Consider the following 15438-nt stretch of genomic DNA (forward strand, 5'->3'; position numbering starts at 1 on the left):
CAACGGCCTCACACCATGGCAGCGTGTGAACAACCTTCTTGGAAACGACACCTAGTCCTCGCCCGCCGGCCGCCCGCGCATCGCCTTCACGCCGCCCCGACGCGTCTTGGCGTCAACGCGTCTCGCCTTCGCGGCCTTCGAGGGTTTCGTCTTCTTGCGCGGCGGGGGCGGCGGCTCAGCCGCCTTGCGGATCAGCTCAACCAGCCGTTCGATGGCGTCCGCCCTGTTGCGCTCCTGGGTGCGGAACCGGCTGGCGGCGATGAGGATCACGCCATCCAGCGTCAGGCGGGACCCCGCCAGCTTCTGCAGCCGCGTCGAGACATCGTTGGGCAGGGACGGCGACCGTCTTGCGTCAAAGCGCATCTGTACAGCCGTGGCGACCTTGTTGACGTTCTGCCCGCCCGGTCCGCCGGCACGGATATAGGCGAACTCCAGTTCGGAGTCGTCGAGGGCTATGGCGGGCGTGATCTCGATCATGAGGTGGTCGTTCTAACCCATTCCGCCATCGAGCGCCTACCGGCCCGGCTCCCGGCGCCATGCTGACAAATGCTGGCGCCGTGATCGTCTAGATCGGGACCAACGGACGCTGCGTCCGACAGGAGCCCAGCCATGACCAGCCCTACAAAACGCCTTCATCGCCGGACAGTCCTCAAGGGCGCGGCAAGCCTTGCGGCGGCGAGCGCCGCGCCGACCCTGGTGTCAGCCGCTCCGGCTGCGACAGGCAAGCCCGGCGATTTCGATTTCCTGACCGGCGAATGGCGGATCAAGCATCGCCGCCTTAAGGCCCCGGGCGAGTGGGACGTCTTTGAGGGCGAAGCCACCTGCTGGTCGATCATCGGCGGCGTCGGCCATGTCGAGGAACTGCGCATTCCGGCGCGCAACTTCAGTGGCAGCGGTTTGCGCTACCTCGATCTGGAGACCCGGATCTGGTCGGACTTCTGGGTCAACGCCAAGAGCGGCGTGCTCGGCGCGGCCGGGCTCACGGGCGAATTTGTCGACGGAGTCGGGATGTTCACCGCCGACGACACCGATGCTGACGGCAAACCTGTCAAGGTGGCGGGGGTCTGGGACCAGATCACCGGCAAGTCCCACCGTTGGCGTCAGGGCCTCTCCAAGGATGGCGGCGCGACGTGGGACTACAGCTGGCTGATGGACTGGGTGAAGGTCTAGCGCCGCTGCCGTCGCGACTTCTGCACGGCTTCGTCGAGGGCCTGGAGAAATCGGGAACGGTCGTTGCGGTCGAAGGGGCGGGGCCCGCCGGTGATCTCGCCGGTGGAGCGGATGTGCTCCATGATCGACCGCTGGGCCAGCGCCGAGCCGATCGAGTCGGGCGTGAACGGCTGTCCGTTGGGCTTGATGGCGGCGGCCCCGGACTTGAGCACCCGGTCGGCGAGGGGGATGTCGTTGGTCACCACGATGTCCCCCGGCGCGGCGCGCTCGGCGATCCAGTCGTCAGCGATGTCCGGCCCGGCATCGACGACCACCCGCTCGATCAGCGGCGACTGCGGGATCATCATGAAGCTGTTCGAGACGACAAAGGTCTTCAGCCCGTAGCGCGCGGCGACCTTGTAGGTCTCGTCCTTCACCGGGCAGGCATCCGCGTCGATGTAGATGCGGATGGGGTCGGAGAGCGTGCTCATATTGAGGGTTTAGCCATCGGAACCCGAATCGGCCAACAATCGTTAACGCGAGGTCAAAGTGCATAGGGGAGTTGCTCACCATGCCACTGTTCCTGAAGCGTATTCTTGCCGACATCGACGCCCTGATCTGGACGATGACCGCCGGCGGTTAGGCAAGGCGCGGCCCCTTCACGAACGGGGGCGGGTTGACGCCCTCGATGGCCCACCAGATGTCGTCGCGGGTTGTGGCGATCGCGAGGACCTCGGTGGCTTCCTCGTGGCCCATCTGCTCGGCGATCCTCAGCCAGTGGATGTACCATCGCCTGCGGTTGGCCTGTCGATGACGCATCGCCAGGTTCCAAGCCGCCGCGTCGTCACCGGCCGCCGCTGCCCGCTTGAGCCAGTAGACGGCCTCCAGCGGCCGCGGCGGCGTCATTACATCCTCGATCAGGATCGCCAGGCTGTTCATGGCCATGCAGTAGCCCAGCTGGGCAGACACCGTGTAGAGCGCCTCGGCCTCGAACAGTCGCCCCGCCGTTTCGGCCTCGTGCGCTTCGGCCCAGAGCCGGCAGGCCTGGATCTGCAGGTCGGAGGTGCGGATCGTGGTCACGCTTTCCCCCCGTGACGCGTGGTGCCGGCTACAGGAATCGAACCCGTGACCTTCGGTTTACAAAACCGCTGCTCTACCATCTGAGCTAAGCCGGCGCGGCGGTGAGCCGGAATGGCGAACCGCGCTGGGCTCTTCCTCTGACAGAAGCCGCGCCGGGTCAACCAGGCGGTTCAATGCCGCGTCAGAGCAGTTCGACCGAAGCCTGGCGGGTCAAGCCCGTGCCCGTCAGCTCGGCGCCGTCGAAGCGCACGGCGCGGCGTGCGCCGCCCTGTTGTTCCAGCGGCGAGATGTCGGCGTCCTGGAAGATGGCGTGTCCAAGGCGTGCGCGCTGGAAGGACGCGCCGCGCAGGTCGGCCCCCTTGAAATTGGCCCCGCGCAGGTCGGCGTCATCGAAGACAGCGCCCTGCAGCTGGGTTCCGGAAAAGTCGATGCCGATGCCGATGGACGACCGGGCCGTCAGGCCGGCGAGCAACTGGCCGGAGAACAGCTGGCCTGCGGGGCGCAGATCAAAGCCGTCGAGACAGGCCGGTTTGCCACTGCGGCCGTTGGTCTTGCCCCAGGTTTCCGAACGTTCGAGCTCGCCGCGGATATCACCGAGACGGGCGATCGCCTGGGGCGTGGGGTCCACGACACAGCTCTCGAGCGAAACGCCGGACCGTTGCAGCACGCCGACATCGACGTTGGTGACGATCGCCCCCTTGAGGACGACGCCGCTCAACCGGGCGCCGGCCAGGTCGACGCCATCGAGATTGGCGTTCGTGAAATTGGCGTTTTTCAGATTGGCGTTGCGCAGCAGGGCGCCACGCATCGAGCAGTTGGTGAAGTCGACGCCCAGCGCGACCGCGTCCGTCATGTTCGCGCCATTGGCCGTGGCGCCGACCATCTCGGTGCGATGCCCCATCCACTTCAGGCCCAGCGTCTCGTCGGCGATGCAGAGGACCGCGGCGCGCATGTCGGCCTGGTCGAGGTTCGCCCCTGCCAGTTTGGCGCCGGCATAGGTCCCGCCGCGCAGATCGGCGCGGAACAGCTGCGCCCCGCGAAGATCACAGCGGGTCAGGTTGGCGCAGTAGAGGCTGACGCGGCTCATGTCGGAGCCGACGAAGGTGCTGCCAGTCAGGTCCGCGCCCGTGAAATCGGCGTCCGCCAGGCGTTTGCGGTCGCAGCGCATGCCGCGGGCGACCACGTAGCGCAGCAGGCCACGCTCGCCGCCGGGCCTGCCCATGACGAAAGCCTCGTGCGCCCGAACCCTGGCGGCGAACGTGTCCGCGTTCAGCAGGGTGATACGCGGGGCGAGACTGGAACGGCTGCGTGTCATGACCCCCTCCAGCTAGGCGAAAGGCGTCACCGAAGTCTTAGCCAACCCCTTGTCTGGCCCGGAATGGGTGTAATTTGCGCCGTGTCCGGCTCACCCCGTCGCGAGGCGGGCGGCGCCGGCCGCGCGCCACTTCTGCGCTACGGACCAGATGATCACGCCGGTCGCCACGATGCCGATGAGGATGGTGCAGACGGCATTGATTTCAGGCGTCACGCCCAGGCGAACCTGGCTGTAGATACGCATGGGCAGGGTCGTCGCCCCCGGGCCGCTGGTGAAGCTGGCGATCACCAGGTCGTCGAGCGACAGGGTGAAGGCCAGCATCCAGCCGGCCAGCACGGCCGGGAAGATGTTCGGCAGGGTGACCTGCATAAAGGCGCTTGCAGGCGTGCATCCGAGATCCTGGGCGGCTTCCTCCAGCGAACGGTCGAAGGTGATCAGCCGTGAATGCACGACAACCGCGACATAGGACAGGGTGAAGGTCGTGTGGGCCAGCATGACCGTCCAGAAGCCCCGGTCGAACCGCAGGGCGACGAACAGCAACAGCAGCGACAGGCCCATGATCACCTCTGGCATCACCAGGGGCGCATAGACCATGCCCGAGAACAGGGTATGGCCGCGGAACCGGCCGCCCCGCACCAGGGCGATGGCGGCCAGGCTGCCGAGCACGGTCGCGGCGCTGGCCGACATCAGTCCGATCCGCAGCGTGGTCCAGGCCGCGTCGAGGAGCTGATGGTCCTTCAGCAAGGCCGCGTACCAACGGATCGAGAAGCCGCCCCAGACGGTCACCAGCTTGCTGGCGTTGAACGACCAGACCACCAGCAGGACGATCGGCAGATACAGGAAGGCGAACCCGAGGGTCAGCGACACCAGATTGAACCAGGAAGGGCCGCGTTTCATGCGCCGGCCTCCAGGGCTTTCTGCTGCTGTCGCTGGTAGAGGAGGATCGGCGCGATCAGGGTGATCAGCAGCACGATGGCCACGGCCGAGGCGAACGGCCAGTCCCGGTTGGCGAAGAACTCCATCCAGATGGAGCGGCCGATCATCAGCGAGCCGGGCCCGCCGAGCAGGTCGGGGATGACGAACTCGCCGACCATGGGAATGAAACACAGCAGGCAGCCCGCGATGACCCCTGGAATCGAGAGCGGCCAGGTCACCTGCCAGAAGCTCTTCCACGGCGGCGACCCGAGGTCGGCGGCGGCCTCCAGCAGGGTGTGATCGAGCCGTTCCAGCGCGGAATACAGGGGCAGCACCATGAACGGCAGATAGCTGTAGACCAGCCCGATCTGCACGGCCGTCGGGGTGTAGAGCAGGTCGACCGGCGGGATATGCAGCAGCCCCAGGAAGGCGTTCAGAAGGCCCTGTGGCTTGAGAATGCCGACCCAGGCGTAAACCCGGATCAGGAAGCTGGTCCAGAACGGCAGGATGACAAGCATCAGCAGGATGCTGCGCGTCGCGGGCCGGCACTTCGCCATGCCGTAGGCCATCGGATAGCCGACCAGTAGCGCGAGAACAGTGCCCGTGGCGGCGAACCTCAGGCTGGAGATATAGGCGTCCAGGTAGAGGCGGTCTGACACCAGACGGCGATACATCTCGCCATCAAGCGCTCCCAGGAACGCCCGAATGCCGTCCACTCCGCGGCTCCAGTCGATCTGCGGCGAATAGGGCGGGATGGCCAGCGCCGTGTCGGACAGCGACAGCCGCAGCACCAGCAGAAACGGGAAGGCGAAGAACAGGCCCAGCCAGACGCCGGGCAGGATGGCGGCTCTCGAGCGCGGCCGGCTCACGACGTCAGCACCACGCCCGCGTCGGGATCGAAACTGACCCAGACCTTGTCGTCCCAGTCGATGGGCCGGTCCACGAAGCGCCGCGCGTTGGCCCGCGCCACCCGCACCAGTTTTCCACCGGGCAGCTCGACGATGTAGTTGGTCCAGTCGCCGGTGTAGCCGATGTCCCAGATTTCGCCGGCCAGCGTATTACGCGCGCCCGGGGCAGGGGGCTCCAGGCTGATGCGCATCTTCTCGGGCCGCACGGCCAGCCAGACGGTCGATCCCGGGCCGGGACAATCGTCGTCAAGCACGTAGAAGCCCGCCTCGGCCTCGGCGAGGTTCAGGTGCGCCATCGGATGTTCGATCGCCTCAACCGTCGTCTCGAACAGGTTCACATCGCCGAGGAACTCGGCCACGTAGCGGCTGTTGGGCGCCTCGTAGACCTCTTCTGGCCGGCCGACCTGAACGATCTTGCCATCGCGCATCACCGCGATGCGGTCGGCCATGACCATCGCCTCTTCCTGGTCATGGGTGACGATCAGGAAGGTCACGCCGAGCTCGACCTGGAGATCCATCAGCTCGAACTGGGTCTCCTCGCGCAGCTTCTTGTCCAGCGCCCCGAGCGGTTCGTCGAGCAGCAGCATCCGCGGCTTGCGGGCGACGGCGCGGGCCAGCGCGACCCGCTGTTTCTGACCGCCCGACAGCTGGTCAGGGCGGCGCTTGGCGAAGCCCTCCATCTTCACCAGCGCCAGCATCTCGGCGACGCGCGCGGCGATGTCCTTCTTCGCCATGCCCTCCTGCTTCAGGCCGAAGGCGATGTTCTGCTCGACGGTCAGGTGCGGGAACAGGGCGTAGCTCTGGAACATCATGTTCACCGGCCGCCGGTGCGGCGGCGCCCCGGCCAGATCCTCGCCATTGAGGGTGATGCGGCCGGCGTCGAGGCTTTCGAACCCGGCCAGCATCCGCATCAGGGTGGTCTTGCCGCAGCCGGACGGACCGAGCAGGGCGAAGAACTCCCCGGGATAAATGTCCAGCGAGACGTCGTTGACGGCGGCCTGGTCGCCGAAGCGCTTGGTCACGCCCTGGAAACGCACCAGCGGCGTGGCGTTGGGATCGTTCCACGGGGCGAAACTCGACCGGACGGCGCCGATGTTGCGCCGGGTCTGTTCACCGCGGGGTTGTCGGGACGTGGGCGCGCGGCTCATCGCCCGGTCATCACCCGCGTCCAGAGGCGGTTCACCTGCTGAAGCAGGGTCTGGTCCTTGGTCGTGGTCACGAACAGCCGCCTGAAGACCTCCGGCGTCGGATAGACATTGGGGTTGTTGCGCAGCTCGGCGTCGACCAGCGGCGTCGCTGGCAGGTTGGCGTTGGCGTACTCGGTGTAGTTCGAGGCGCGGGCGATCACGGCGGGCCGCATCATGTAGTCGAGGAACTTGTAGGCCGCCGCCTTGTTCGGCGCGTCGACCGGGATAGCGAACACGTCAAACCAGACCTGGCTGCCTTCCTTCGGAATGACATAGCCGATCTCGACGCCGTTCTTAGCTTCCTCGGCGCGGGTCGCGGCCTGCAGGATGTCGCCGCTGTAGCCGATGGCGATGCAGGCGTCGCCGTTGGCGAGGGCGTTGATGTACTCCGACGAGTGGATCTTGGTGATGTAGGGGCGCAGGCTGACCATCAGGTTCGTCGCCGCCTCATAGTCGGCGATGTTGCGCGAGTTGGGGTCCTTGCCGAGGTAGTTCAGCGTGACCGCGTACATGTCCTCGGACGCATCGAGGAAATAGACGCCGCAGTCCTTCAGTTTCGCCAGGTTTTCCGGCTTGAACACCACGTCCCAGCTGTCGATCGCCACGCCAGGCAGACGTTTGGCGATTGCGGCCTTGTTGTAGCCGATGCCCATGGTGCCCCACATGTAGGGCACGGTGTACTTGCCGCCCGGATCGAACGGCTCCATGCGCGCCATCAGCTCGGGCCAGAGGTTCTTGCGATTGGGCAGCTGGGTGAAGTCGAGCGGCCCGATGGCCTTGGCCGTGATGTAGCGCGGCACGTTGTGGTTCGACGGCGCGACGATGTCGTAGCCGGTCCCGCCGGTCAGCACCTTGGTCTCGAGAACCTCGTTGGAATCGAAGGTGTCGTAGACAACCTTGATGCCTGTTTCCTTGGTGAACTCGTCCAGCAGCGCCGGATCGATGTAGTCCGACCAGTTGTAGATGCGCAGGGTCTGCGGCTTCTCCGCCCCGCCGCCGCAGGCCGCGAGGACAAGGGCCGCGGCCCCAAGGACCAGCATGGTCCAGCGCCGGGTCGTACCCGTCATTACAGACATCCCCACGTCTCCCCAGAAGGCCTGAAATCGTTATAGGGCCTTGGGCGACGGACGAAAGCCCTTACCCCGTCCGGCATGTGGCGCGCGGCAAACTTCCCAATCCGGAACGTGACGGCTATAGCCCGGGCCATGGCTCGCATCCTCATCACCTCCGCCCTGCCGTACATCAACGGGATCAAGCACCTCGGCACCCTGACCGGGTCCATGCTCCCGGCGGACGTCTACGCGCGGTTCAAGCGCGCCCAGGGCCACGAGACGCTGTATATCTGCGCCACCGACGAGCACGGCACGCCGGCCGAACTGGCGGCCGCTGACGCCGGTCAGGACGTCCGCACCTATTGTGATGAGCAGCATGTGCTGCAGCACGACCTGGGCCGCGCCTTCGGCCTGAGCTGGGACTGGTTCGGCCGCAGCTCCAATCCGCCCAATCACCGCCTTACCCAGCACTTCGCCGAGGTCCTCGAGCAGAACGGCCTGATCGAGGAGCGGACGGACAAGATGGTCTATTCCATCGACGACCGGCGGTTCCTGCCGGACCGTTATGTGGAAGGGACCTGTCCCCATTGCGCCTACGAAAAGGCGCGCGGCGATCAGTGCGACAACTGCGGCAACCTGCTGGATCCGACCGATCTGATCGCGCCGCATTCGGTGATCAGCGGCTCGACGAATATCGAGGTGCGCGACACGCGCCATCTGTATGTGCTGCAGACCCGCCTCGCTGATCGCCTCCGCGCCTGGGTCGATGCGCGGGCGGACAGCTGGCCGGCGCTGACCCGCGGCATCGCCTACAAGCACCTCGACGAAGGCCTGATCGACCGCGGCATCACGCGGGATCTCGCCTGGGGCATCCCGGTCATGAAGGACGGTGCGCCCCGGCCGGGGTTCGAGTCCAAGGTGTTCTACGTCTGGTTCGATGCGCCGATTGAATACATCGGCGCGACGGTCGAATGGTCCGAGGCGACCGGCGCCGACTGGAAGCGCTGGTGGCGCGAGGATGAGGGGGCGACCGACGTCGAATACGTCCAGTTCATGGGCAAGGACAACGTGGCCTTCCACGCCATCAACTTCCCGGCGACGGTGCTCGGCTCGGGCGAGCCCTGGAAGATGGTCGACCGGCTCAAGGCCTTCAACTGGCTGAACTGGTACGGCGAAAAGTTCTCGACCACCCAGCGTCGCGGCGTGTTCATGGATACGGCGCTGGAGCTGCTGCCGCCCGATCTGTGGCGCTGGTACCTGACGGCCAACGCTCCGGAAGGCTCGGACACCACCTTCACCTGGGAACAGTTCCAGTCGTCGGTGAACAAGGATCTGGCCGACGTTCTGGGCAACTTCATCAATCGCATCGTCCGCTTCAACGAAAGCAAGTTCGGCCCGGCCGTGCCGGCCGGCGGCGAGCCGGGACCTCGCGAGGAAAAGCTCTACGCCGACGTCGCGGCCCAGCTGGCGGTGCTGACCACGGAACTGGACGCCATCGAGATGCGCAAGGGGGCCCAGGCCGTTCGGGCCCTCTGGGTGCTCGGCAACGAGTATCTGCAGGAAGCGGCTCCCTGGACGGCGTTCAAGACCGACGTCGACCGCGCCGCCGTGGTCACCCGCACCGCCCTGAACCTCGCGGCCCTCTACGGCCGGGTCAGCGCGCCGTTCATCCCGTTCGCCGCCGAGGGCATCTGCCAGGCCTTCGGCGAGGCCTGGCCGCCGGCCTGGCCGGGGACGGACATCGTCGCCGAACTGTCGCGGCTGGAGCCGGGCAGGGCAGTCGCGGCGCCGGACGTGCTGTTCCCCAAGATCCTCGACGAACAGATCGTCGAATGGGCCGAACGGTTCGGCGGAGCCGGCTGACGGCTCCTGCGCCGATAAATATTTGACTCAATCAAATATTTTACTCAGTCTAGGTTTATGAGCCTGAGAGAGAGCAACCGCGCCCGCGTGCACGCCCGGATCCTCGAGGTCTGTGAAGCGCAGTTCCGGGCACGGGGCTTCGAGGCCACCGGAATCGACGACATCATCCGGGATGTCGGGATCAGCCGGCAGACCTTCTTCAACTACTTCGCCGGCAAGGACGCGGTTCTGACGGAGCTGGCGGTCGCCTGGCTGCGGCGGCAGGCCGATCTGCCCACATTCAACCCGAACCTGCCCGCTGGCGCGCCCGTGCTCGAGGCCACGCGGCGCTGGGTCTCGGATCAGGCCCTGGCGATCGAGGCCGACCGTGACTTCATGCGGCTGGTGGTCGTGCGGACCGGAAGGTCGCTCGCCTCCGACGGAGAACCGAAGGGGCGGCGCAGCGAACTCGGTCACCAGATTTTCACCGCCGTGGCGGGCATCTTCAGGGCCGGGCAAGCCGCGGGGGAAATCCGCGACGACATCGATCCCCTGCGGCTGGCCGAAGTCTACGTCTCGGCCATGCTGATGACCGTCAGGCTCTGGCTGATCGGTGAGGGCGACGCGGGTGAGCGGCTGGAAGACCGGATCAATCTGACGATTGATCTCCTGGAGGGAGGCTTGCGGACGCCGGCGCGACCGGGGGCAGACTCATGACCGTCAGATCGGGACGGAGCGTCCGTCCGCGCTTCGGTAACTGGATCCGCCTGCGCATCGTCCTGTCCCATCTCGCCATCGGCGCGGTTCTGGCGGTCGCGGGCGGCCTGGCGAGCGATCCGGGTGTACGGCTTGCGTTGCTGGCGGCCGCGACGGTTCCGTTGGGGATCGGACTGTTCCTGACCTACCTCTACGTCGCGTTTTCGGATGGCGGCGGCAGGGTCCAGAGGCGGCTATGGGATATCGTGCTGGACGCCTTACCCTGGGACGGGCGGGGCGCGGCGCTGGATATCGGAACCGGACAGGGCGCCCTGGCCATCGGTCTCGCCGAACGGTTTCCTTCGGCACAGGTCGTCGGCATCGATCTCTGGGCCTCGGACTGGGCCTATTCCAAAGCGGCCTGCGAGCGAAATGCAAGCGCGGTCGGCGCCGCGGACCGGGTGCGGTTCGAACGCGCCAGCGCTTCGGCCCTGCCGTTCGAAGACGGGACCTTCGACGCCGTGGTCAGCCACTTCGTGTTCCATGAAGTCCGGGGAAGGGACGGACCCCGCGTCGCCCTGCGCGAGGCGGTGAGGGTGCTGAAGCCGGGCGGCGTGCTTTGCGTGCAGGACATGTTTCTCGACCGTCGTCGGTATGGTCGCGTCGACGATCTGCTGGACATGTTGCGCGCCAGCGGGCTTCGCGAGGTGCATTTCTCGCGTCTGTCGGACCGGATCCGCATTCCCCGGGGCATGGGCGGTCGCCGCGTGCTTGGCGCCGCCGGCCTGATCACCGGGGTCCGGTAAGCGCGTTGTCCGCAGGACGCCGACCTAGTGCTTCTCGAACTTCGTCTTCTCGGCCGGGGTGATGTCGAGCATGTCGGGCATGAAGGCGTTGTACTGGTCGACCCGGTGCAGATCGACGAACACCTGGCGCGAGCCCTCCCACATCATGTGCAGGGCCACGTAGAGCACGATGAACAGGCCGATGTAGCCGATCCAGCGGAAGCGGTGCAGCAGTCGCGCAATCCACGAGGCCGCTACGCCCATCAGGCCGATCGACAGCAGCAGGCCGAACACCAGCACCGCGGGATGCTCCCGGGCGGCTCCGGCCACGGCCAGCACGTTGTCGAGCGACATCGACACGTCGGCGATGAGGATCTGCAGGAAGGCGGCGCGGAACGACTTCGCCCGGCGCACCTTCGGTTCGGTCCCGGGGTCGCTGTCGAGACAGGCCTGGGCCTCCGCCTCGTCGTGGGCGGCCTGCTCGTGCAGCTCGCGCCACATCTTCCAGCAGACCCACAGCAGCAAAACGCCCCCGGCCAGCAGCAGACCGATGATCGCCAGCAGCTGGACGGTCACCAGGGCGAAGCCGATGCGCAGAACGACGGCGGCCATCAGGCCCCAGAGGATGGCCTTGCGGCGGTCCTTCACCGGCAGTCCGCCGGCGGCCAGGCCCACGGCCACGGCGTTGTCGCCGGCCAGCACCAGATCGATCATCAGGACCTGCAGCAGGGCGGCGCCGGCCCCGCTGAGATTGACAGACATCAGACTTTCAAACATGCGCGCCTCAATGCGTCAGCCGCCGACGCCGTGCAAGGCGTCGACGGCTGAAAGGTCTGCCGTCCGGAACGCCTAGTGGGCGTGCGCGGGTTCCTTGTGGTGGTCGTCATGGCCGTGGCCGTGGGCGTGGTCGTCGTGGCCATGGCCATGGCCGTGATCGTCGTGGCCGTGGTCGTCATGTCCGTGCCCATGGTCGTCATGACCGTGGCCGGCGTTGGAGATGTGCTGCGCTGGGCCGTGGCCGTGATCGTCATGCCCGTGGCCGTCGTCGTGACCATGTCCGTCGTCATGGCCGTGGCCGTCGCCGTGACCATGGTCGTCGTGGCCGGCGTGGTCATCGTGGCCGTGCGAGGTCAGCGCCGTGTGATGCGCGCCGTGGTCATCGTGGCCATGGCCGTGATCGTCGTGACCGTTGGCGTGGTCGTCGTGACCATGCCCGTGATCTCCATGACCGTGGTCGTCGTGACCGCCGTGGCCGTGATCGTCGTGCCCGTGCGAGGTCAGGGCGGTGTGGTGGGCGCCGTGGTCGTCGTGGCCGTGACCATGATCGTCATGACCCTTGGCGTGGTCATCATGACCGTGTCCGTGGTCGTCGTGCCCGTGGCCGTGGTCGTCATGGCCGTGACCATGGTCGTCGTGGCCGGCCGAGGTGTGCTTGGCGGGATGGCCGTGATCGTCGTGGCCGTGCCCGTGATCATCATGACCGCCATGGCCATGATCGTCCTTGCCATGGCCGTGGTCGTCATGGCCGTGCCCATGATCGTCATGGCCATGATCGTCATGGCCATGGGCGTCATGCGACGTGTGATGCGCGCCGTGGCCGTGGTCGTCGTGGCCGGCGGCGTGGTCGTCGTGGCCATGACCGTGATCATCGTGGCCGTGTCCATGGTCATCATGGCCGTGGCCATGATCGTCATGCCCATGGTCGTCGTGGCCATGGGAGGCGAGGGCGTAGCCGCCCGCGGCGCCGGCGGCGGCGGCGATCATCGGGTTCACATACCCCTGGCTCGCGGCCGTGACGGGATGGGCGTCATGCTCCGGCTCATTGACGCCGTAGTCCTGCATCGTGCGGAACTTGCGGCGGCGTTCGGCGCGGGCGCGGCTGGCGCCGGCTCCCCGGGCCAGGACCACCAGCAGGATCAGCGCCAGCAGGGCGAGCGCCCCGCCGACGACGTTTTCCCGCGCGACCTTGCCGACGCCCGGCACGGTCGGCTCGGGCACCCACGGGAAGGCCAGCGCCTTCAGCGAGGGCATGCCGAACTTCGGCATGGTAGGCCACTTGAAGCCCTTGGCGGCCGTCTTGGCGGCTTCCACCGGCGCGGCCACGGCTTCCTGCAGGGACCCGACGGAGAAGGCCGACGTCGGCCTGGTCCCCTTCAGCTCCAGTCCGTAGTCGGCCGTAAGCGGGGTCTTGTCGCCTTCGACCGGCTTGACCTTCCAGGTAAAGGTCGTGGGCTTGCCGCCGGCGACCGGCGCGGTCTGTTGCCCGGGCGGGTTGATGGCGTAGCCGTCGCCCTTGAGGTTGGCGTAGGCGTTGACCTTCTTCGCGGCCTTGCCGAGGCCGAGTTTGGCGGCCTGGTCCTGGACCATGGCCAGCAGGTCGCCGGGCAGGGACAGGACGACGTCGGCTTCCTTGCCGGCCTTCAGATCAGCGGGCACCGACAGCGAGGCGCTGCGATTGACGCCGGCGGAGATGGCCGTCTGCAGCTGCTGGATCGGCGACGGCTTCGGCGGGGCGACGACCGTGGCCGCCGGGGCCGCCGGAGCGGCCGGCGTGCTGGCGACGGGCTTGGGCGCGGGCGCGGCGGCGACAACGGGTTTGGCGACAGGCTTGACGACCGGAGTCGCGACGGGAGCCGCGGCGGCGCGCCACGACCGGCGGGGGGCCGCGGCGACGGCGCGCGGCGCATAGCGGTTACCGTAAACCTGACGGCGCTCGGCGGCGCTCATGTCTTCAGGATTGGCGACGGGCCGCATGGAAATCTGCAGTGTTCCGTCGGCCTTGCGACGGGTGACCAGCTGGAAGCGCGGTCCGGCGCTCGAAGTGGTCGCTGTTTGTCCTTTGGGTTCCGGTAGATAGTCGTACTTGTGACCGTAGAACTTCACCCGGTCAGCCCTGGACAGGTCGCCGGGGTTCGGCACGGGGGTCATGCCGGCGAAGCTGCCCGGGCCACCTGCCAGGCCGTCGGGGGCGGGACGGGCAGGGGCGGTCTTGCCCATCAGGGTCGGGGCGGCGGCGCCGCGGTCATAGCTGGAGGGCGGAGGGGCGGAATACCCGTCGTCGGGCGCGTTACCCCCGCAACCCGTCAAAGCCAGAAAAGCCGCGCCCGAGGCGGTACAGGCCGCCAGACGCATAAAGCTCTTCAACATAGAGAACCCCCGATCCCATGCCGAAACGGCGGGATACAGGCCCCGCCCTTTTCACAAGCCACGAACAAAAACACGGCTTGGCGACGAAATCAAAACGGTTAATTCAGATTCTCGTAATGCCTTCCCCTCAGGCGCGAATTTTCGTGGCTTCATAGAGCGCGATTGCCGCCGCATTGGACACGTTCAGGCTCTCAAAACCCCCTGGCATGGGAATTTTCACCAGCACGTCACAGTGCTCCGACACCAAGCGCCGTAAGCCTTCGCCTTCGGATCCGAGGACCAGGACGGTCGGCGTACCGTCCACCGCGTCGCCCAGCCGCACGTCTGTGTGACTATCTAACCCCAAAGTGCGCCACCCGAGGTCCGAAAGGGTCTCCAGAGCGCGCGAAAGGTTAACGACGATGGCGTGCGGCAGCTTGTCGACGGCGCCGGCGGCGGCCTTGGCCAGGGCCCCGCTCAATGCCGGAGCGTGCCGGTCCTGCAGGACCACCCCGCGGGCCCCGAACGCGGCGGCGGAGCGGAAGATGGCGCCGACATTCTGCGGATCAGTGATCTGGTCGAGCACGAGGATCACGCCCTCGGCGGGCGTGCCCATCTCCATTATAGAGAGGGGCTCGAGCGGATCGGTCTTCAGGGCCAGGCCCTGGTGCACGGCGCCGGCGGGCAGCATCCGGGCGATCGCGGGTCCGTCCACGGTCTCGAGCGTCTTGAGCGCACCGAAGCGGCGAGTCAGGGCCTGGGCGCGATCAGGGGTGGCGAGGAGTCGGCGCGGCGTGGCGCGGTTCGGATTGTCGAGCGCCGCCTCCACAGCGTGGACACCCCACAGCCAGTCCTTGGAATCCGCTCCGGAAACCCTTTGCGGGCGGGCTTTTCCGTCTTTTTCAAGATGAGGACGAAAGCCTGATTTCCGGTCGTTGCGTTGTTTGGGGGACGACACTATAAGACGCGCTCCGATTTGGGGCCCCACGGTTTTCCGCGTGTTTGCGGAGGCTTAAGCCGCCAAGGAAGAAAGCCTTTAGACCGCGTGCGGGGGAATGTCCCGAGTGGCAAAGGGGAGGGACTGTAAATCCCTTGGCGTCAGCCTTCGTAGGTTCGAGTCCTACTTCCCCCACCACGCACTAGAGGCTCTCGCTCCTGGCAGCCAGGGACCCTCAGATCAGAACAACGGGAGTCCATCGCGATCCCGCCTCAGGGCGGGTATAGCACAATGGTAGTGCAGCAGCCTTCCAAGCTGAGGATGCGGGTTCGATTCCCGCTACCCGCTCCAGGCGCTCCCTACATCTTCTACGCTGGCGCCAGGGATTGGAAAGAAAATGGCCAAGGAAAAGTTCGAACGTAACAAGCCGCACTGCAACATCGGCA

The 15438-nt window shown here is 66.7% G+C and carries 15 protein-coding genes and 3 tRNA genes; 6 read left to right on the top strand and 12 right to left on the bottom strand.

Features of this window, described 5'->3' with window-relative positions; all coding sequences use genetic code 11:
* Nucleotides 1-51: 51 nt before the first annotated feature.
* On the bottom strand, nt 52-477 hold the full coding sequence (gene arfB / locus ACODSL_RS19780) for an alternative ribosome rescue aminoacyl-tRNA hydrolase ArfB (protein ID WP_488902459.1): 426 nt from the start codon (nt 475-477) through the stop codon (nt 52-54).
* A 132-nt stretch (nt 478-609) separates the two neighbouring features.
* Between arfB and ACODSL_RS19785 the strand changes: the two genes are divergently transcribed.
* Nucleotides 610-1170, top strand: coding sequence for a DUF1579 domain-containing protein (locus ACODSL_RS19785; protein WP_488902460.1), 561 nt, complete (start codon nt 610-612; stop codon nt 1168-1170).
* On the opposite strand, the gene ACODSL_RS19790 is transcribed toward ACODSL_RS19785, so the two are convergent.
* From ACODSL_RS19790 to ACODSL_RS19825, 8 genes are all read right to left on the bottom strand, one after another.
* A complete protein-coding gene (locus ACODSL_RS19790; protein ID WP_488902461.1) occupies nt 1167-1640 on the bottom strand; it encodes a YaiI/YqxD family protein in 474 nt (157 codons plus the stop codon). The genes ACODSL_RS19785 and ACODSL_RS19790 overlap by 4 nt on opposite strands.
* A gap of 148 nt (nt 1641-1788) precedes the next feature.
* Nucleotides 1789-2229, bottom strand: a complete 441-nt coding sequence (locus tag ACODSL_RS19795; RefSeq protein WP_488902462.1) for a hypothetical protein — start codon at nt 2227-2229, stop codon at nt 1789-1791.
* A gap of 19 nt (nt 2230-2248) precedes the next feature.
* Nucleotides 2249-2324: transfer RNA gene (locus ACODSL_RS19800), tRNA-Thr, on the bottom strand.
* A gap of 86 nt (nt 2325-2410) precedes the next feature.
* On the bottom strand, nt 2411-3544 hold the full coding sequence (locus ACODSL_RS19805; protein WP_488902463.1) for a pentapeptide repeat-containing protein: 1134 nt from the start codon (nt 3542-3544) through the stop codon (nt 2411-2413).
* A gap of 90 nt (nt 3545-3634) precedes the next feature.
* Nucleotides 3635-4441 (bottom strand): ABC transporter permease, encoded by an 807-nt coding sequence (locus ACODSL_RS19810; RefSeq protein WP_488902464.1) that lies wholly within the window; start codon nt 4439-4441, stop codon nt 3635-3637.
* A complete protein-coding gene (locus ACODSL_RS19815; RefSeq protein ID WP_488902465.1) occupies nt 4438-5328 on the bottom strand; it encodes an ABC transporter permease subunit in 891 nt (296 codons plus the stop codon). Before ACODSL_RS19815 ends, ACODSL_RS19810 begins: the two co-directional genes overlap by 4 nt.
* Nucleotides 5325-6515, bottom strand: coding sequence for an ABC transporter ATP-binding protein (locus ACODSL_RS19820; RefSeq protein ID WP_488902466.1), 1191 nt, complete (start codon nt 6513-6515; stop codon nt 5325-5327). Before ACODSL_RS19820 ends, ACODSL_RS19815 begins: the two co-directional genes overlap by 4 nt.
* Complete coding sequence (locus tag ACODSL_RS19825; RefSeq protein WP_488902467.1) at nt 6512-7621, bottom strand: polyamine ABC transporter substrate-binding protein; 1110 nt, start codon at nt 7619-7621, stop codon at nt 6512-6514. Before ACODSL_RS19825 ends, ACODSL_RS19820 begins: the two co-directional genes overlap by 4 nt.
* Nucleotides 7622-7759: 138 nt before the next feature.
* Between ACODSL_RS19825 and metG the strand changes: the two genes are divergently transcribed.
* The 3 genes from metG to ACODSL_RS19840 are packed head-to-tail and all read left to right on the top strand — an operon-like array spanning nt 7760 to nt 10950.
* Nucleotides 7760-9469 (top strand): methionine--tRNA ligase, encoded by a 1710-nt coding sequence (metG, locus tag ACODSL_RS19830; protein ID WP_488902468.1) that lies wholly within the window; start codon nt 7760-7762, stop codon nt 9467-9469.
* 57 nt (nt 9470-9526) lie between these two features.
* Entirely contained in the window at nt 9527-10165 is a 639-nt protein-coding gene (locus ACODSL_RS19835) for a TetR/AcrR family transcriptional regulator (protein WP_488902469.1), read from the top strand.
* Nucleotides 10162-10950, top strand: coding sequence for a class I SAM-dependent methyltransferase (locus ACODSL_RS19840; protein ID WP_488902470.1), 789 nt, complete (start codon nt 10162-10164; stop codon nt 10948-10950). Before ACODSL_RS19835 ends, ACODSL_RS19840 begins: the two co-directional genes overlap by 4 nt.
* Before the next feature lie 24 nt (nt 10951-10974).
* Here the strand turns inward: ACODSL_RS19840 and ACODSL_RS19845 are convergent, their stop codons facing one another.
* From ACODSL_RS19845 to rlmB, 3 genes are all read right to left on the bottom strand, one after another.
* On the bottom strand, nt 10975-11706 hold the full coding sequence (locus tag ACODSL_RS19845; protein ID WP_488902471.1) for a TerC family protein: 732 nt from the start codon (nt 11704-11706) through the stop codon (nt 10975-10977).
* Between the two features lie 72 nt (nt 11707-11778).
* Entirely contained in the window at nt 11779-14076 is a 2298-nt protein-coding gene (locus ACODSL_RS19850; RefSeq protein WP_488902472.1) for a stalk-specific protein X, read from the bottom strand.
* A gap of 127 nt (nt 14077-14203) precedes the next feature.
* The gene (gene rlmB, locus ACODSL_RS19855) at nt 14204-15013 is read right to left on the bottom strand and encodes a 23S rRNA (guanosine(2251)-2'-O)-methyltransferase RlmB (protein WP_488902473.1); all 810 of its coding nucleotides are present in this window, start codon (nt 15011-15013) and stop codon (nt 14204-14206) included.
* A 91-nt stretch (nt 15014-15104) separates the two neighbouring features.
* Between rlmB and ACODSL_RS19860 the strand changes: the two genes are divergently transcribed.
* Nucleotides 15105-15190: transfer RNA gene (locus ACODSL_RS19860), tRNA-Tyr, on the top strand.
* A gap of 79 nt (nt 15191-15269) precedes the next feature.
* Nucleotides 15270-15343 (top strand) — tRNA-Gly (locus ACODSL_RS19865).
* The last annotated feature ends 95 nt before the right edge of the window (nt 15344-15438 follow it).

This window comes from Caulobacter sp. FG121 (genome assembly GCF_057809815.1).